19 protein-coding genes and 1 tRNA gene are annotated in these 17592 nt (G+C 69.9%); 12 read left to right on the forward strand and 8 right to left on the reverse strand.

Annotated elements, in window-relative coordinates; all coding sequences use genetic code 11:
- The first annotated feature begins 63 nt into the window (after positions 1-63).
- From GH747_RS01010 to GH747_RS01030, 5 genes are all read left to right on the forward strand, one after another.
- The gene (locus GH747_RS01010) at positions 64-1782 is read left to right on the forward strand and encodes a MarR family transcriptional regulator (RefSeq protein ID WP_149767447.1); all 1719 of its coding nucleotides are present in this window, start codon (positions 64-66) and stop codon (positions 1780-1782) included.
- A 79-nt stretch (positions 1783-1861) separates the two neighbouring features.
- Positions 1862-4243 carry a (Fe-S)-binding protein gene (locus GH747_RS01015; RefSeq protein ID WP_149767449.1) on the forward strand — a complete coding sequence of 794 codons (2382 nt, stop codon included), beginning with the start codon at positions 1862-1864 and terminating at the stop codon, positions 4241-4243.
- 101 nt (positions 4244-4344) lie between these two features.
- Positions 4345-4896, forward strand: a complete 552-nt coding sequence (locus tag GH747_RS01020) for a TetR/AcrR family transcriptional regulator (protein WP_149767450.1) — start codon at positions 4345-4347, stop codon at positions 4894-4896.
- A complete protein-coding gene (locus GH747_RS01025; protein WP_149767451.1) occupies positions 4893-5252 on the forward strand; it encodes a DMT family transporter in 360 nt (119 codons plus the stop codon). Before GH747_RS01020 ends, GH747_RS01025 begins: the two co-directional genes overlap by 4 nt.
- Positions 5252-5572 (forward strand): DMT family transporter, encoded by a 321-nt coding sequence (locus GH747_RS01030; protein WP_149767452.1) that lies wholly within the window; start codon positions 5252-5254, stop codon positions 5570-5572. Before GH747_RS01025 ends, GH747_RS01030 begins: the two co-directional genes overlap by 1 nt.
- A gap of 72 nt (positions 5573-5644) precedes the next feature.
- Here the strand turns inward: GH747_RS01030 and GH747_RS01035 are convergent, their stop codons facing one another.
- The 3 genes from GH747_RS01035 to GH747_RS01045 all read right to left on the reverse strand — a co-directional run bounded on the left by GH747_RS01035 (position 5645) and on the right by GH747_RS01045 (position 8432).
- Positions 5645-6457: an ABC transporter permease gene (locus tag GH747_RS01035; RefSeq protein ID WP_149767453.1), complete on the reverse strand. Its 813-nt coding sequence runs from the start codon at positions 6455-6457 to the stop codon at positions 5645-5647.
- A complete protein-coding gene (locus GH747_RS01040; protein ID WP_149767454.1) occupies positions 6454-7374 on the reverse strand; it encodes an ABC transporter ATP-binding protein in 921 nt (306 codons plus the stop codon). The genes GH747_RS01035 and GH747_RS01040 overlap by 4 nt, the downstream gene beginning before the upstream one ends.
- Positions 7375-7523: 149 nt before the next feature.
- Positions 7524-8432 (reverse strand): carbohydrate kinase family protein, encoded by a 909-nt coding sequence (locus tag GH747_RS01045; protein ID WP_149767455.1) that lies wholly within the window; start codon positions 8430-8432, stop codon positions 7524-7526.
- A 102-nt stretch (positions 8433-8534) separates the two neighbouring features.
- On the opposite strand from GH747_RS01045, the gene GH747_RS01050 reads away from it, so the two are divergent.
- On the forward strand, positions 8535-8726 hold the full coding sequence (locus tag GH747_RS01050) for a hypothetical protein (RefSeq protein ID WP_149767457.1): 192 nt from the start codon (positions 8535-8537) through the stop codon (positions 8724-8726).
- A gap of 156 nt (positions 8727-8882) precedes the next feature.
- The gene (locus GH747_RS01055; protein WP_149767459.1) at positions 8883-9077 is read left to right on the forward strand and encodes a hypothetical protein; all 195 of its coding nucleotides are present in this window, start codon (positions 8883-8885) and stop codon (positions 9075-9077) included.
- Between the two features lie 88 nt (positions 9078-9165).
- Here GH747_RS01055 and GH747_RS01060 read toward each other — a convergent pair whose 3' ends face one another.
- From GH747_RS01060 to GH747_RS01070, 3 genes are all read right to left on the reverse strand, one after another.
- Entirely contained in the window at positions 9166-10071 is a 906-nt protein-coding gene (locus GH747_RS01060; protein ID WP_149767461.1) for a pseudouridine-5'-phosphate glycosidase, read from the reverse strand.
- 15 nt (positions 10072-10086) lie between these two features.
- The gene (gene dcd, locus GH747_RS01065; RefSeq protein WP_149767463.1) at positions 10087-10662 is read right to left on the reverse strand and encodes a dCTP deaminase; all 576 of its coding nucleotides are present in this window, start codon (positions 10660-10662) and stop codon (positions 10087-10089) included.
- Positions 10663-10849: 187 nt separating this feature from the next.
- Positions 10850-11029 carry a hypothetical protein gene (locus tag GH747_RS01070; RefSeq protein WP_149767465.1) on the reverse strand — a complete coding sequence of 60 codons (180 nt, stop codon included), beginning with the start codon at positions 11027-11029 and terminating at the stop codon, positions 10850-10852.
- 80 nt (positions 11030-11109) lie between these two features.
- On the opposite strand from GH747_RS01070, the gene GH747_RS21935 reads away from it, so the two are divergent.
- The 3 genes from GH747_RS21935 to GH747_RS01085 all read left to right on the forward strand — a co-directional run bounded on the left by GH747_RS21935 (position 11110) and on the right by GH747_RS01085 (position 13761).
- The gene (locus GH747_RS21935; RefSeq protein WP_194842872.1) at positions 11110-11838 is read left to right on the forward strand and encodes a VldE C-terminal domain-containing protein; all 729 of its coding nucleotides are present in this window, start codon (positions 11110-11112) and stop codon (positions 11836-11838) included.
- Between the two features lie 45 nt (positions 11839-11883).
- Positions 11884-11954, forward strand: a tRNA-Gly gene (locus tag GH747_RS01080).
- Positions 11955-12186: 232 nt separating this feature from the next.
- Positions 12187-13761, forward strand: coding sequence for a M28 family peptidase (locus GH747_RS01085; protein ID WP_205602713.1), 1575 nt, complete (start codon positions 12187-12189; stop codon positions 13759-13761).
- Positions 13762-13980: 219 nt separating this feature from the next.
- On the opposite strand, the gene GH747_RS01090 is transcribed toward GH747_RS01085, so the two are convergent.
- The gene (locus GH747_RS01090; RefSeq protein WP_149767466.1) at positions 13981-14727 is read right to left on the reverse strand and encodes an SCO6745 family protein; all 747 of its coding nucleotides are present in this window, start codon (positions 14725-14727) and stop codon (positions 13981-13983) included.
- Between the two features lie 82 nt (positions 14728-14809).
- Here GH747_RS01090 and GH747_RS01095 point away from each other — a divergent pair, with 82 nt between their 5' ends.
- Positions 14810-15031, forward strand: a complete 222-nt coding sequence (locus GH747_RS01095; RefSeq protein ID WP_149767468.1) for a hypothetical protein — start codon at positions 14810-14812, stop codon at positions 15029-15031.
- A 26-nt stretch (positions 15032-15057) separates the two neighbouring features.
- Here the strand turns inward: GH747_RS01095 and GH747_RS01100 are convergent, their stop codons facing one another.
- On the reverse strand, positions 15058-15516 hold the full coding sequence (locus GH747_RS01100) for an RrF2 family transcriptional regulator (protein WP_149767470.1): 459 nt from the start codon (positions 15514-15516) through the stop codon (positions 15058-15060).
- A 145-nt stretch (positions 15517-15661) separates the two neighbouring features.
- Here GH747_RS01100 and GH747_RS01105 point away from each other — a divergent pair, with 145 nt between their 5' ends.
- Entirely contained in the window at positions 15662-17533 is a 1872-nt protein-coding gene (locus GH747_RS01105; protein WP_149767472.1) for an acyl-CoA dehydrogenase, read from the forward strand.
- The last annotated feature ends 59 nt before the right edge of the window (positions 17534-17592 follow it).

The following is a 17592-nucleotide window of genomic DNA, read 5'->3' on the forward strand; positions in this document are numbered from 1 at the left end:
CTCACGACCACGCCCGAGCAGGGCCGAGACCGGCGGTTGCCTCTTGATCCCCGCAGACGAGCGATGAGCAGCCCCGCGCGGCTGCGGACCCGGTCCGGCTTCGACGGCCTCGACCGGCGGTCTCTCCCCTTCACCCCGGTGCTCGGGCAGTCGCTGGGCGCCGCCATGCCGGCGTCGATGGCGCTGACGATCCCGTTCACGCTGACGGCCGTCGCCGGCAACGGCGCATGGCTCTGCGTGGTGATCGCCGGCGTCCTCCTGTGGCTCGTCAACCGGGCCCTGTGCCAGTTCTCGACGAGGGTCGCGGCAGCAGGCTCGATGTACTCCTACGCCGTCCTCGGCCTCGGACCGGTCGGCGGGATGGTCGCGGCGGTCGCGATGCTCGTCGGCTACGGCCTGCTCGGGAGCTGGTGCCTCGTGCGCGCGGCGATCACGACGACCGAGCTGCTGGCGCCGGCACGTCCGCCCGGCGCCGTCGGCGTGGCCGAGATGCTCGTCGCGATCATCCTCACCGGCGCGTGCGCGGCCGTCCTGCTCATCGGCGTCAGGCTCTCCACCCGCGTCACGCTCGTCGCCGCGTCCGTGTCGTTCCTGGCCCTGGTCGGGCTCCTGATCACGGCCGTCGCGCACTCGGGTCTGCCGACGCTCGCGAGGTTCTCGCTCGAGCACGCGGAGCCGGCGGGGATGGCGCACGGCGTGGTGCTCTCCGTCGCCTACCTCGTCGGCTTCGGGTGCGCGACGTCGCTGTCGGCCGAGACCGCGACGCCGTTCGCGTCGGTCCCCCGCGCCACGAGCACCGCGCTGGTGGTCGTCGTGGCGACCTGCCTGACGAGCACGATCCTCGGACCGACGCCGGTCGACGGCATCGGCAGCATCCTCCAGTGGTTCCCTCCCGAGGCGAACCACGACATGGCGGTCACGGTCGTCCGAGCCGTTCGTCTGCTCTGCTACGCAGGATGCGTCGTGGCGGTGGCCACCGCACTCTCCCGCCTCGTGCTGACGCTGGCGCGCGAGGGCGCGCTGCCGATGCGGCTCGGCGCCACCCACCCCCGCTTCCGCACACCGACGGGAGCAATCGGCGTCAGCGCGGCCCTCGTGCTGGGTCCCGCCGCCGTCGCGCTGCTCGCCCTCCCCGACGAACGGGCGATCGTGCGCCTGCTGGGAGACGCGTCGACCGTGGCGCTCCTCACCGCGTACACGCTCACCTGCCTCGCGGCGACCTCGTTCCTCCAGCGCATCGACGAGCTGAGGCGGTCCGACGTCGTCACCAACGCGCTGGGCGCGGCCGCGATGCTGGCCGTCCTGGTCGCGATGACGGTCGAACCCTGGGGCGGCGAGAGCCACACGGCCGTGCTGACGACCCTGGTCTGCGCGACCGGCGGCGTGCTGTGGTCGGTGACGCTGGAGCAGCGCCGGCCGTGGGCACTGACCAAGCTGGGCCTGTACGACGAGACCCTCGCCGGCGACGCGTACGACCTCACGCTGGGGTCTCCCGCCTCCTGGGACGAGGTCGCCCTCCTCCACGGGCGGCGGTCGCCGGCACCAGCGACCGCCGTCGCGGTCCTCGACGCGATCGTCGACGCGGGTCCGGGAGTCACGGCGCGCGAGATCACGACCCGCACGGGGCTGCCCACCCACGTCACGTCCCGCGTCCTGGCCCGTCTCGTCGCTGCCGAGGTCGTCGTGAGGACCCGGGATCTGGGCGGATTCGCCCTCGCACGGCGCGTGGCCGAGATCGCGACGCCTGCGGCGGCGGCGGACACGAAGGTTACCGACCGGTAGTGTTTGGCCTACCTAACCCAGGACCACCGTCGTCCTGGGGCTAAGGTTCGCTTGACCGTACTACCGGCAGGAGCTGAGCATGCAGGTCGTCGCGATCGTCGTGTCCCTGGCCATCACGGCTGTCGCCGTCGCGCTCGCCGCCAAGGCGATCACGCAGATGGTGCACGTGGTGCGCATGGGTGGACCGACACGGGGCACGCGCACGGACAACAAGGGTGCGCGCTGGAAGAACATGCTGGTCGAGACCATCGGCCACACCCGGATGCTGCAGTGGCACTGGATCGGCATCATGCACTGGTTCGTGTTCGCCGGCTTCATCCTGCTCAGCTCGATGGTCGCCGCCGCATACTTCCAGCTCTTCGACGCCCACGCGGTGCTCCCGATCATCGGGCACTGGGTCGTCTACCAGTGGGTCGCCGACCTGTTCTCGTGGCTCACGCTGATCGGCATCGTCTACCTGATCGTCGTCCGGCAGCGCAACAAGCCGAACCAGCTCGGCCGCAAGTCCCGCTTCTTCGGGTCGACCTTCTGGCAGGCGTACTTCGTCGAGGCGGTCATCCTCTCGGTCGTCGTCTGCGGCTTCCTGCTCCGCGGCCTCGAGTACGCGCTCTTCTCCCACGACGACCCCGCCGAGGCGTCGTTCGTCCACTTCCCCGGCACCTTCTGGCTGGGTGAGCTGTTCTCCGGCATGTCGTCCGACGCCCTGGAAACGACGATCTACGCCGTCGCGATGGTCAAGATCGTCATCTCGATGACCTGGCTGATCACCATCTCCCTGAACATCACGATGGGCGTCGCCTGGCACCGCTTCACCGCCTGGTTCAACATCTGGTTCAAGCGCGAGTCGACGGGCCGTACGGCTCTCGGCGGCCTCCAGCCCATCTACATCAAGGGCGAGCCGCTCGACCTCGAGAAGATGGAGGACCTCGAGGAGGAGGACTTCTCCAAGCTCGGCGTCGGCGCGGTCGAGGACTTCTCCTGGAAGGGCATCCTCGACTTCACCACGTGCACCGAGTGCGGCCGCTGCCAGTCGCAGTGCCCCGCCTGGAACACCGACAAGCCGCTGTCGCCCAAGCTGCTGGTGATGGGCCTGCGCGAGCACGCGTACGCGAAGTCGCCGTACGTCCTGGCCGGCGAGGACGGCCGCGAGGGTCTTCCTGAGGACGTCGTCAAGGAGGCCGAGCGTCCCCTGATCGGCGACGAGTCGATGTACGGCGTCATCGATCCCGACGTCCTGTGGTCGTGCACGAACTGCGGCGCGTGCGTCCAGCAGTGCCCGGTCGACATCGAGCACGTCGACCACATCGTCGACATGCGCCGCTACCAGGTGCTCGTCGAGTCGAACTTCCCCACCGAGCTCAACAACATCTTCAAGGGCCTCGAGCGCAAGGGGAACCCCTGGGGCATGTCGCCCAAGAACCGCATGGACTGGGCGAAGGACCTCCCGTTCGAGGTCAAGCAGGTCGGTGTCGACATCGAGGACCTCGACGAGGTCGACTGGCTCTTCTGGGTCGGCTGTGCCGGTGCGTACGAGGACCGCGCCAAGAAGACGACCCAGGCGGTCGCCGAGCTGCTCGACACCGCGGGCGTCTCCTTCGCGGTGCTCGGCGACGGCGAGACCTGCACCGGCGACCCGGCCCGCCGCGCGGGCAACGAGATCGTGTTCGCGCAGCTGGCGATGCAGAACGCCGAGGTCTTCAAGGAGACCAAGGTCAAGAAGGTCGTCTCGACCTGTGCGCACTGCTTCAACACCCTCAAGAACGAGTACGCCGAGTTCGGCGTCGAGCTCGAGGTCGTCCACCACACGCAGCTGCTCAACCGCCTGGTGCGCGAGGGCAGGCTGACCCCGGTGGCACCCGCGGCGGGCAGCGTGGGCGGCAAGACGATCACCTACCACGACCCGTGCTTCCTCGGCCGCCACAACCAGGTGTACGAGGCGCCGCGCGAGCTGCTCAACGTCATCCCGAACGCCGAGCTCAAGGAGATGCCGCGCAACTCGGAGCGGTCCTTCTGCTGCGGCGCGGGCGGTGCCCGGATGTGGATGGAGGAGACGCTCGGCGAGCGCATCAACCTCAACCGCACCCAGGAGGCCATCGACACCGGGGCCGACCAGATCGCGGTCGGCTGCCCGTTCTGCCGCGTGATGCTGGCCGACGGCCTCACGGCCAAGCAGGCCGACGGCGCCGCACGCGAAGAGGTCGAGGTCCTCGACGTCGCCCAGCTCCTGCTCGCCGGCGTGAAGCGCAAGGCCGACGGCACGGGCGCCACGGAGGCCGGTCCGGACGCGACGGCCGCGGATGCCGGCATGGCCGCCACCGCCACCGCGGTGCTCGAGCGTCCGGAGGGCCAGGGCGCCGAGCTCGACGCTCCGGAGGCCGGTACGCCCGCGGAGAACGCGGCGATCGCGGAGGAGTCCGACGTCCCCGTGGACGACGAGGGCCACGGCGACCCGAAGGCCTGACCCGACCGACGAGGTCTCGAGGGGCTCCGACCACCTGGTGGTCGGAGCCCTTCGTCGTCTCCGCGACCGGCGGACTGCCATCCAAAGGGTAAAGTAAGTACATGCCCCGAGCCGCCCACCGTCCCTCCCAGCGTGACGCGCTCCTCGACTCCGCGCTCGACCTGATCCGCGGCGGCGAGGCGCTGTCGCTGGACTCCGCCGCCCGCGCGGCTGGCGTCACCAAACCGGGCCTGATGTACCACTTCCCCACGAAGGAAGCCCTGGTCACGGCCCTCGTCGACCACCTCCTCGACTCGTTCGAGCGCGACCTCGAAGCACTGGTCCCGGCCGGCACGGCAGCTCCGGCGCACGAGCGCCTCGCTGCATACGCGCGCTGGGCGCTGGCGCACGAGCACGACGCTGCCGACCTGGCGATGCTCAGCGACCCGAGGCTCCGCGTGGCGATGTGCGCGCGCTGGACCACGCGCTTCCGTGCCTGGGTGGAGGTCCCCGACGACCTCCCTGCCCCCCAGCGCGGCCGGCTGAACGCCGTACGACTCCTGGCGGACGGCTGCTGGTACGCCGACGCCATGGACGTCCTCCCGCTCGTGGGGCGTGACCGGGACGCGGTGCTCGCCGCCGCGCTCGACCTCCTCGAGAGCACGGGCGCATGACCAGGTGGATGCTGCTCGCGGCCGCCATCGCCTGCGAGGTCACAGCCTCCCTCTCGCTGAAGGGGGCGCTCGACCGACCCGCGCTGTACGCGGTCGTCGCAGCCGGTTACCTGGCCTCGTTCGTCCTCCTGACGGCGGTCCTGCGCCAGGGCATGCCGCTCGGGGTCGCGTACGGCATCTGGGGTGCCCTCGGCGTCGCCGCGACCGCCGGCCTGTCGGCCGTCCTGTACGACGAGCCGTTCACGTCCGTCATGGTCCTCGGCCTGGTCCTCATCGTCGGCGGCGTCCTCGCCGTCGAGATGGGGTCCCACGCCGCGCAGTCCCGAGCGCACGCCGACGAGAGCGGAGCAGCGTGATGGCCTGGGTCTTCCTCGTCGGCGCCATCGTCGTCGAGGTCGCGGCGACACTCTCGCTGCGCATGGCGGCGACCGGTCGACGGGCCTGGTACGCCCCGGTCGTCGTCGGCTACCTCGTCGCGTTCACCTGCCTCGCGCTCAGCCTCGACGCAGGCATGGCGCTGGGAGTCGCGTACGGCATCTGGGCCGCGAGCGGCGTCGCCCTCACCGCCGTCGCGTCACGGCTGCTGTTCGGCGAGCCGCTCACCCTGATCATGGCCGGCGGCATCGCCCTCATCGCCGCCGGCGTCCTGCTCGTCGAGCTGGGCGCCACCCATTGACACCGGCGCCGAGGATGCGCGAAGCCCCCGGCATCACCGATGCCGGGGGCTGTCCACTGCCGCGCCGAACGGTCAGGCGTCGCGACGACGCAGCGCGACCGCGGCCATCGCCATGAGGACGGCGACCTCTCCCGCGAAGATCGCGAAGCTCGGCCACGCGTCCAGCAGGTTCGGGTTGAACGTCACCGGTGTCGCGATCACCGAGCCCGCGTTGCCGGGCATGACGCGCTCGATGAAAAGGCCGATGTCACCCGGGATCAGCGCCACCATGCCGCTGATGACGAAGACGACCGCGATCGTGATCGTGATCGCGCCCGCCGTGTGCCGCAGGAGCGTGCCGACGGCGATCGAGAGCAGGCCGAGCCCGGCCATGTAGAGGCCGCTGCCGTACATCGCCCGCAGGACGTCGCCCTCCAGCGCCATCCCCACGCCTTCTCGGTCGAGGAAGTAGTTCCCTCCGAAGTAGCCGATCAGTGCCGTCGCCGTTCCCACGACGAACAGCAGCCCGGCGACGAGCAGCGACTTGGCGAGGAGGACGCGACTACGCCGCGGGACGGCGGCGAACGTCGTGCGGACCATGCCGGTGGAGTACTCGTTGGTCACCGCCAGCACGCCCAGCACGACGGCGGTGATCTGGGCGATCATCATGCCCCACGTGATGAACGAGCCCGGCGACTCGTCGGCCCCCTCGGAGGCGAGCCAGTCGGCGTTGCCCCAGCACATGACGATCGTGAGTCCGGCGCCGAGCACGACGAGCGAGCCGAGGGTCCACCATGTCGAGCGGACGCTCCGCAGCTTGATCCACTCGGCGCGAAGGACGTCCCCGAAATCCTGCCGCGTCGCGGTGTCCGCGGCGCGCTCGGCGACGACTGCTGTCGCGGTCATGCCGCCACCTCCTCGCGGGTCTTCGACACGTACTCGACGCTGTCGGCGGTCAAGGTCATGAAGGCGTCCTCGAGCGACGACCGGACGAGCGTCAGCTCGTGCACCGCCAGCCCGTGACGGTGGACCAGGTCACCGATCGCCGCAGGGTCGATCCCCTGGACGTGGAGGGCGTTGTCGACGACCTCGACCTCGTGGCCCGCCCGCGTGAGGAGGGCACCGATCTCGGCGCGAGCCGGCGACTTCACACGCACGTACGACACGGCGTGCGTGGCGATGAAGTCCTCCGTCGAGGTGTCGGCGAGGATCTGCCCGCGTCCGATGACGATCAGGTGGTCGGCGGTCAGCGCCATCTCGGACATCAGGTGGCTGGAGACGAAGACCGTCCGGCCCTCCTCGGCGAGACGCCGCGCCAGCGCGCGGACCCACCGGATGCCCTCCGGGTCGAGACCGTTGACCGGCTCGTCCAGGACGACGACCGGCGGATCCCCGATCAGTGCGGCGGCGATGCCGAGCCGCTGCCCCATGCCGAGCGAGTAGCGTCCGGCGCGCTGGCCGGCGACGGACTCGAGCCCGACGAGCTCGAGCACCTCGCCCACCCGCGTGGTCGGGATGCCGTTGCTCGCAGCGAGCCAACGAAGGTGGTCGCGGGCGGAGCGCCCGGGATGGAAGGCGTGCGCGTCGATGAGTGCCCCGATCGAGCGCAGCGGGGCGGGCGAGGTCAGGTGACGGTGCCCGTTGACGGTGACCGTGCCGGAGGTCGGGGCGTCGAGCCCGAGGATCATCCGCATGGTCGTGGACTTGCCGGCGCCGTTGGGGCCGAGGAACCCGGTGACGCGTCCTGGCTTGACCGTGAAGTCGATGGCGTCGACGGCGGTCTTGTCTCCGAAGGTCTTGCTGAGTGCTTGAGCGCGGATCATGCGATCGCCGCCCGGGTGACTGACGTGTCCATGGCTACTACCGTGCCGGGATCGCGCGGTGAGCCCATCGGGGAACGACCCGGAGCGTCCCCTGAGTCGACCCTGGGGTCGGTACGGGGCGTCGCCGGTTCGGTACGGGCGTCGCCGCGTCAGCCGAGGAGGGGCCGGGCGTCGCCGAGCGACGGACGCGCCCCCGTACGGGCGACGGCGAGGGCGGCTGTCTCGGCACCCTTGCGCAGGGCTTGCTGGGGATCGAGGCCGTCCGCGCTCGCGGCGAGGAAGCCGGCGGCGAAGGCATCCCCCGCACCGGTCAGGTCCTCGACGTCGGCCTTCTCGGCGCGCTGGCGGACCACGAACCCGTCCGGTGTCATCTGGAGCGCTCCCGAGGCGCCGAGCGTCGCGACGACGGTCGGGTACCAGCGGCTCAGCTCGAGGACGGCACGGTCCGGATCCTGCTCGCCTGTCATGCAGCGCAGCTCGTCGAGGTTGGGGAGGATCGCGTCGACCCCCTGGGTCCAGGAGATGAACTCCGCGACCCCGACGTCGCGCAGGAAGGCGATCGACGCGGGGTCGACGGACACGAACGCACCACGGTCGCGAGCGCGGGCGACGATCTCCTGAGCTGCGGGACGGGTCGCGGGGTCGAAGAACGAGTAGCCGGTGAGATGGACCCAGCGGACGTCCTTCCACGCCGAGAGCGGGACGTCCTTCGGGGTGAGCGCGCTGTTCGCGCCGCGATCGACGTACATCGTCCGCTCTCCGCCACCGTCGAGCGTGATGACGATGGTGGCGGTGTCGTGCTCGCCGTCGGCCGCGATGCGCGCCTGGACGCCGAAACGCTCGAGAGCCTCGGTGTGCCGGCGCGCTCCGTCCTTGCCGGCACGGCCCACGAACATCACGTCGGCCCCGAGCCAGCCGAGCCACGCCGCGACGTTGGCGGCGGATCCTCCGTCGCGTCGCCGGATGACGGCCGGGGTGTCGCTCGCCGGGGTCACGGTGGTCAGCGGTCGGACGATCAGGTCGTCGACCACGTCGCCGACCACGAGGATGCGCGCCATGGGCCGAACGCTACCCGGCGAATAATCGGATGCGCTCGACGCGACCCTCGTCCTAGGCTCTGACTCGTCGCACAACGAACGAGTGCCGGAAGGAGGCTAGAGATGGACGACTACACCCACGAGATCCTCACGCGTCAGTGGGAGGCACAGCTGCGCCGCACGATGGGGCGCACACGTGCAGGGACGATCCACCAGGCCTCCTGGCGGGTACGAGCCGCCGACACGCTGCGCCGCCTCGCCGACGCCGTGGACGCCCTCCCCGCAGGGACGACCGATCCCACTCGTCCGATGTGACCCCAGGTCGCCCCGGACCGACGCAAGCCGGCACCGCTGACAGCGGTCGCCGCATGACCTGGTGACTCCACCGGTCTGCACGAACACCATCACGTATCGACGACCCGTCCGACGGGGACGTCGACGACGCCTGCACAGGCGACAGGGGCAATCATCATGACCGACCACACCCATCTCCTTCTCATGCAGATGCACGAGAGGGAGCTCAACGAGCGCATCCGGCACCGGCGCCACGGCCTCACTCAGCACCGCACACCGTTGCGTTCGCTGACTGCGAGGACGCTCCACCGGCTCGCGGACCGTCTCGACGCCAGTCACGCGCGCCGGCAGCCGGCGCACACGAGCCGCTGAACCGTGGCCGTGGCTCACGCCGCGACCGACGGGGCGCACTCCACCGAGACCGGTGGCACCAAGATCCGGTGCCACCGGTCTCGCCTTGTCACCGGTCGCGCGCGCTCCAGGCGATCGCGATCTCTCCACCGACCCGGATGTTGTTCGCGGCGATGTCGAGGTTCACCTCGAGGCTCGAGCCGCTGGTCAGCTCCACGATCCGGCCGAGCAGGTACGGACTGACGTCCTTGCCGGTGATGCCGTTGCGCTCGACCTCGGCGAGGGCCTGCCGGAGCGCTTCGTCGTGGACCACGGGGTCGAGCTGCTTCTCGTGCGGCAGCGGGTTCGCAACCAGCACCGCGCTCTCGCGGCCCAGGGCGTCGTTGGACGCCATGACCTCGGCGACCGCGGTGGCGTCCGGCACCGACCAGTCCAGGGTCTCGCCCGAGTCGGTCAGCCAGAAGCTCGGGAACTTCGTCGTCCCGAACCCGACGACGGTCACGCTGAGCGTCTCGAGACGCTCGAGGGTTGCGGGGATGTCGAGGATCGACTTCACTCCGGCGGACACGACCGTGATCGGGATCTGCGCGAGCATCGGGAGGTCCGCCGACTCGTCGAACGTCGCGCTGGCCCCACGGTGCACACCGCCGAGGCCGCCGGTCGAGAACACCCGGATGCCTGCCTTGGCCGCGAGGAACGCCGTGGCCGCGACCGTCGTCGCTCCGGAGGACCGTGTCGCGAGCGCGACCGGGAGGTCGCGGACGGACACCTTCACCACCGACTCGTCGAGGGCGACACGCTCGAGCGCAGCCTCGTCGAGGCCGATCCGCGGCTCACCGTCGACGACCGCGATCGTCGCGGGGACCACACCCTGCTCGCGCAGGATCGCCTCGAAGTCCTTGGCCGCCTGCAGGTTGCGCGGGCGCGGAAGGCCGTGGGAGATGATCGTGGACTCGAGCGCGACGACGGGTCGGCCGGCCTCCAGGGCGGCGGACACCTCGGGGTGGATGTTCATCCACCCAGTGTCGCGTCAGATCTGGGTGCGGTGGAAATTGGCGTACGAGCGCGAGGGAGTCGGCCCGCGCTGGCCCTGGTAGCGCGACCCGTACTTCTCGGAGCCGTACGGGTGCTCGGCCGGCGACGAGAGCCGGAAGAAGCAGAGCTGGCCGATCTTCATCCCCGGGTAGAGCTTGATCGGGAGCGTGGCGACGTTCGCGAGCTCGAGGGTCACGTGGCCGTTGAACCCCGGGTCGACGAAGCCGGCGGTCGCGTGGGTCAGGAGCCCGAGCCGGCCGAGCGACGACTTGCCTTCGACACGGGCGGCGACGTCGACCGGGAGTGCCACCCGCTCGTACGTGGAGCCGAGCACGAACTCACCGGGGTGCAGGATGAACGGCGCGCCGTCGGCGGCAGTGACCTCCTTGGTGAGGTCGGACTGGTCCTCGGCGGGGTCGATGTGCGGGTAGCGGTGGTTCTCGAAGACCCGGAAGAACTTGTCGAGACGGACGTCGATGCTCGAGGGCTGCAACATCGCCTCGTCGTACGGGTCGACGACGATCCGCTCGTTGTCGAGCTCGGCACGGATGTCGCGGTCGGAGAGCAGCACAGACCGACGGTAGCGCAGGCGCGTACGGAGGACCGGCGCAACGGGGTCGGCGCAACCGAGGGCGGCGTGACCCCCACCCACGCCTACGGTCGAGACATCTCGGACATATCTGTCATTTGACTCACATTGCTCGCGACCGTCGAGGAGCCGCGGGCACCGCACGAGGGGGACGTCCGATGGGGACGCATCAGCAGCCCAGCCAGGCCTGGGCGACGTACGAGGCACTGACCGCGCTGCGCTGGAACCACGGGCGACGCGACGCCTCGGCGACGCCGGTGACCCGACCCACGAAGGCGGCCGCGACGACTGCCCGGCGCCGGCGCCACCACGGGGTGAGGACCTTGCTCCACAGGATGCTGGCGAGCACACCGGGCTGACCTGCTCTTGGCTCCCTCTCGCGGATGTGCTTGACTGCCGAGGTCCCCGGAGTCGACGGAAGGTGAACTTGTGGCTACCCCCGGCCGCAGGAAGGCCCCACGCGCACGACGCACACCTCTGGCGACCCTGCGCACCCGGGCGCTGCGCCGCCGACCCGCGGCCTTCGCGGGACTGCTCGTCGCCGGCGTCGTCGGGGTCGTCGCCTCGACACCCGTGGTTGCCACGGTCGCGCAGGACGCCGACAGCACACCCGTCGCCGCCACGATGAACGCGTCCGCGCCGTCGCTCGAGGAGCACATCGAGCAGCGCCGCGAAGCCGCGGTCTCCCGCTCGTCGTCACGTGCGGCGCTCACCGAGACCGCCAAGCAGGTCGTGGCCGGCGCTGCTGAGGCCGCCGCCGATCCGAGTGCGACCGTCGTGACCCCGAGCGGCAAGATCTCCGGCAAGCCCTGTGCGAGCGGATCCAGCGTGGAGAGCGGCCTGACCGCGAACGCGATCTCCGTGCACCGCGCGGTGTGCGCCGAGTTCCCCAGCGTCACCTCGTACGGCGGCGTCCGCTCGGGCGACGGCGGCGAGCACGGCACGGGCCACGCTCTCGACATCATGGTCAGCGGAGCGACCGGCGACGCGATCGCCGACTTCGTCCGCGCCAACGCGTCCAAGCTCGGCGTCACCGAGGTCCTCTGGGCGCAGAAGATCTGGACCACGCAGCGCGGGTCAGAGGGTTGGCGTCCGATGTCGGACCGGGGCTCCTCGACCGCCAACCACTACGACCACGTCCACGTGACAGTGGGCTGAGCCGCTCGTATAGAGTGGTCCGCGTCGCCTCGGCGACGACGCCTCGCGGGCGTAGTTCAATGGCAGAACATCAGCTTCCCAAGCTGATAGTGCGGGTTCGATTCCCGTCGCCCGCTCTGCACCGAAAGGGCCCCGGACACCGTCCGGGGCCCTTTCGCGTACGCCCCTCCCCACTTCGCAAGACGACATGCGCCGGTGGCGCGCATCCGACACCCACGTATCCAGGGCCGGAGCGCGATCGTCGTCAAATGTCGCTTCGTCCCGGTTCTTGCCGCTCTGGCCCTGTCGCTAGGCGCAGGAAGCCCCTAGGTTGAAACGGGTCCAACAGACTCAACGAGGAGGTCCGACGTGCGAAAAGCACTCACCGGAGCCCTGGGAGCAGTGGTCGCCGTCACCATGGTCACCACCGCGACACCCGCAGCGGCAATCGACGAGGTCAACACGACCCAGCTCCGCAAGGCAGTCACAGTCAACGGAATCCTGAAGCACGCCCGAGCGCTCCAGGTCATCGCCAACCAGAACGACGGGACGCGAGCCTCCGGGCTCCCCGGCTACGAAGCCTCCGTCGACTACGTCGTCAAGCAGCTCCGCCGGTCCGGTTACTCGGTGAAGAAGCAGGCGTTCACGTTCTCGTTCTTCCGCTCGCTCTCGGAGCCGACGCTGTCACAGGTCTCGCCGACGCCGACCGACTACGAGACCGACATCTTCGACTACTCCGGCGGAGGCGACGTCACCGGCGTCGTCGTCCCGGCCAACGACAACATCATCCCCGCGACCCCCGAACCGAGCAGCACCGCAGGGTGCGAGCCCGAGGACTTCACCGCGGCGCCTGCTGAGCCCGCGGTCGCGCTCGTGCAGCGCGGAGGGTGCGACTTCGCCGTCAAGGCCGACAACGCGACAGCGGCCGGCTACGACGCGCTGATCATCTTCAACGAGGGCAACCCCGGCCGTACGGAGCTCTCCGTCGGCACGCTCGGCACGCCCAAGTCGATCCCGGTCGTCGGACTGTCCTACGAGGACGCCGTCGCCCTCCTCGACCAGGTCGAGGCAGGCCCGGTCAGCGTGAACGTCTCGACCGAGGTGGAGACCGACCCGAACCGCACGACGTGGAACGTCATCGCGAACCTCAACGCGAAGGACCTCAAGAAGGTCAAGAACAAGGACCAGGTCGTCGTGGTCGGGGCGCACCTCGACTCCGTCACGGCGGGTCCCGGCATCAACGACAACGGCAGCGGCACGGCCGGCATCCTCGCGATCGCGCAGGAGATGGCCGATCTCAAGCTGACCAAGAAGCTGTCGCGTCCGGTGCGCTTCGCATTCTGGGGTGCTGAGGAGGCGAACCTGCTCGGGTCCGAGCACTACGTCGCCTCGCTCACCGACCAGCAGCGGTCGAAGATCTACGCGAACCTCAACTTCGACATGATCGGCTCGCCGAACTACGTCCGGTTCGTCTACGACGGCGACGGCTCCAACGGTGGACCGGTCGGCCCGCCCGGATCCGACGTCATCGAGACGGTCTTCACCGACTACTTCGAGAGCCAGGGTCTCGCCAGCGAGCCGACGGACTTCGACGGACGCTCCGACTACGGGCCGTTCATCGCCGCCGGCATCCCCGCAGGCGGGCTCTTCTCCGGTGCCGAGGGCGTCAAGACCCCGGAGCAGGCCGCGATCTACGGCGGCACGGCCGGTGAGTGGTACGACCCGTGCTACCACCAGGCCTGCGACGACATCACCAACCTCAGTGTGAAGTCGCTGAACGAGCTCGGCGACGCCGCCGCGCACGCGACGCTGACGTTGACGAAGTCCAGGTCAGGGCTGTTCCCCGACGGCAGCCGCAAGGCCAAGGCCTCCGCGGCAGCCAAGGCGCAGGCGCTCTCGGCGCCGACCGCCGGGGCGTACTCGGGGCACGCGCTCACACACTGACGCAACCCGACAGAAGGACCCGACGTCCCCGCCAGATGGTGGCGGGGACGTCGGGCCTTCTCGATGCTTGTTCACCACGAGTTGGTCGCGCCCACCACGACGGCGGTGAGCCTGGTCCCACCGAGGTCGCCTCGGGTGGGACCCAACTCACCGCCGTACGGGTGGAGTCGCCTCGGGTGGGACCCAGCTCACCGCCGTACGGGTGGAGGCGCGTCGATGTCAGTCCGTCGTGGTCCGCTTGACGGCGAGGAGCGCGTCCGCGAGCGCGGTGACCCCGTCGGGCTCGAGGATGTCGCCGAGGAGGCCCACGAACGCGCCGTCGAGAGCGTTCTCGGCGTCGCGCCAGCGGCCCGCGTCGCTCGGCCGCTGCTGCGTGCGCACCTCGGCGACCTCGTCGTCGTTCCAGCCGAGCTTGCCCATGCGGTCCGGACCCGCCTCGGTGTCCACCAGCATCGCGGAGGGCACCGACAGCCCGACCAGCCCCAGCGCGGCGAAGTACAGGCCACCCCTGAGCTCGCGAACCGTCATCGTCGCCTGCGCGAGGCGGGCGGGGACGTCATCGGGTCGATCGGCGCGCTGCCAGCCCTGCGCGAGCAGCATCGGCGGCAGCTGTGCCACGTCGAGCACACGCTCCAGCAGGTCGGTCGCCGTGCGCGACGCGGCGTCGTCGACCAGGTGGGCGCGGCCCCACCGGTGACAGACGTCGAGGTACGCCTCTGCGGACTCCGCAGCGGAGACGCTTGCGCTGCGCTCCCAGATGGTGTCGACGACGCGGCGCGGGAAGATCCCGAGGACGTCGTACGCCGCGTCGGTCGTGACGTCGCCCAGGACGCCGACCCGGCCGCGGAAGTAGAGGGCTGATGCGGGCATGCCGATCTCCTTCGACGTCGACCGGATCAGGTCCGACGTCATGAAGATGCTGCCGAGGGGGCCGAGCGAGTCGCGCCAAGGATTCAGGGGGGCCATACCTGCACCGTAACGGCCCCGTGACTCCGGGCGCAGCGCCCACCACTAGGGTTGGTGGGACTTCTTCCCCCGAGGAGTCACCTTGCTCGTCCTGCGCCTCATCGCTGCCAACTGCGCCCTCGTCGCAGCCTGGCTCGGCACGCTCTTCCTTCTCGGATTCCGGGCGATCCCGATGCAGCTCGGCCTGCTGGCGCTGGGCATCGTGACGTCGTCGATGCTCGTGTCGAAGGCGATCCTGGAGCGCGAACGCCGGCGTGTGCCGGTCGATGCTGGGCCGGAGTCACTGGCAACAGCCGAGGCCTGACCACGACGCACGCCGCGGGAGTCGGCTCAGTGAGGTTGCCAGGCGTCGTCGTCCTTGGTCAGCGATTCGACGCCGCCGGGGAGCTGGCCGTCGGCCAGGTGCTGGATCGTGACCGACTCGAAGACCTCTCGGAGGCTCGCGCGGGCGGCGATCCACACGTACTGGAGGACCTCGGCCGAACCGCTGTACGAGACAGCCTCAGGCCGCAGGCCGTACACGCTGACGAGCGGGCCGTCGACGGCGCGGATCACGTCAGCGACGGTGATATCGGTCGCCTCGCGCGCAAGGCGCCACCCGCCGGACTGACCGCGCTGGCTGACGACGATCCCAGCACGGCGCAGGTCGGCGAGGATCGCCTGGAGGAACCCGTGCGGGATCTCCTGCTTGCGCCCGATCTCCTCCGCGGAGACCGGGGAGGAGTCGTCGCGTCCGGCGATCTCGATGAGACCGCGAAGGGCGTAGTCGGACTTCGTGGAGACCCGCATGAGATAAGTCTCCCAGATCCGTACACGTACTCGGGTTGCACCGCCCCGGGCTTGCGTTGGTTACTTGTGAGTAGGACACTGTTATTACTCGCTAGTAATCCCGCTGCACACCCCAAGCAGCACGAATGATCAAGGACCTGTCGCCGTGAGCCACTACAAGAGCAACCTTCGCGACATCGAGTTCAACCTCTTCGAGGTCTTCGGCCGCGACGAAGTCCTCGGGACGGGCCTCTTCGAGGACCTCGACGTCGACACCGCCAAGAGCATCCTGAGCGAGATCGACCGCATGGCCCGCGAGGACCTCGCCGAGTCGTTCGCCGACGCTGACCGGAACCCGCCCGTCTACGACCCCGAGGCCTGCACCGTGACGATGCCGGCAGGCTTCGCCAAGGCGTACAAGACCTGGATGGACTCCGAGTGGTTCCGCCTGCAGCTGCCCGTCGAGCTCGGCGGCCAGCCTGCTCCGGCGTCGCTGGTGTGGTCCACGGCCGAGCTCGTCCTCGGCGCCAACCCGCCGGTGTGGATGTACTCGGCCGGCCCGAACTTCGGCTACATCGTCCACCGCAACGGCACCGACCGTGACAAGCAGATCGCCAAGCACATGGTCGAGCGCCACTGGGGCGCCACCATGGTGCTGACCGAGCCCGACGCCGGCTCCGACGTGGGCGCCGGCCGCACCAAGGCGTACCTCCAGGAGGACGGCACCTGGCACATCGAGGGTGTCAAGCGCTTCATCACCTCGGCCGAGCACGACATGAGCGAGAACATCATCCACCTGGTGCTCGCGCGTCCGGTCGGCATCGAGGGCGTCGGCGGCCCGGGCACCAAGGGCCTCTCGCTGTTCGTCGTCCCCAAGTACGGCTTCGACCTCGAGACCGGTGAGCTCGACGGCACCCGCAACGGCGCCTACGTCACGAACGTCGAGAAGAAGATGGGCATCAAGGTCTCGACGACCTGCGAGCTCACCTTCGGCGACTCCTCGGTGGGCAACGGCCAGCCGGCCAAGGGCTGGCTGCTCGGCGAGGTCCACGACGGCATCGCCCAGATGTTCCAGGTCATCGAGAACGCCCGCATGCTCGTCGGCACGAAGGCCATCGCGACGCTGTCGACCGGCTACCTCAACGCCCTCGACTACGCGAAGGAGCGCGTCCAGGGCGCCGACATGCTCGACCCGGCCAAGGACGCGCCGCGCGTGACGATCACGCACCACCCGGACGTGCGGCGCTCGCTGATGACGCAGAAGGCGTTCGCCGAGGCGCTGCGGTCGCTGGTCCTCTACACCGCGAGCTGGCAGGACCGGGTCATGCAGGCGGAGGCCGCTGGCACCGAGGACAAGCTCGCCGAGCGCGTCAACGACCTGCTGCTCCCGATCGTCAAGGGCTACGGCTCGGAGCGCTCGTGGGTCCTGCTCGGCACCGAGTCGCTCCAGACCTTCGGCGGCTCCGGCTTCCTCCAGGACTACCCGATCGAGCAGTACGTCCGCGACGCCAAGATCGACACCCTGTACGAGGGCACCACGGCGATCCAGGGCCAGGACCTCTTCTTCCGCAAGATCGTCAAGGACCAGGGCCAGGCCATCGCGCACGTCGCGCAGGAGATCCAGGCGTTCATCGGCTCCGAGGCGGGCAACGGTCGTCTCAAGCTCGAGCGCGAGCTGCTCGCCAAGGGCCTCGAGGACGCCCAGGGCATCCTCGGCGTCGTCTTCGGCCAGATGATGTCGGCCAACCCGGCCGACGGCGGCGACCCGAAGAACGTCTACAAGGTCGGCCTCAACACCAGCCGCCTGCTCATGGCGCTCGGCGACGTCGTCTGCGCGTGGCTGCTGCTGCGCGGCGCCGAGGTCGCGCTCAACGCCCTCGCCGGTGAGGTCTCGGCGTCGGACAAGCACTTCTACGAGGGCAAGGTCGCTGCTGCGCAGTTCTTCGCCCGCCAGGTGCTCCCGAAGCTCGCCGCCGAGAAGGTCATCGCCGAGTCGACCGACCTCGACGTCATGGAGCTCGACGAGGCCGCCTTCTGACGAAGGACCTGACCGGAGGACCCGGCGTCCCCGCCACGACCTGGCGGGGACGTCGGGTC

The organism is Mumia xiangluensis, from assembly GCF_010994095.1.
GTDB lineage: Bacteria > Actinomycetota > Actinomycetes > Propionibacteriales > Nocardioidaceae > Mumia > Mumia xiangluensis.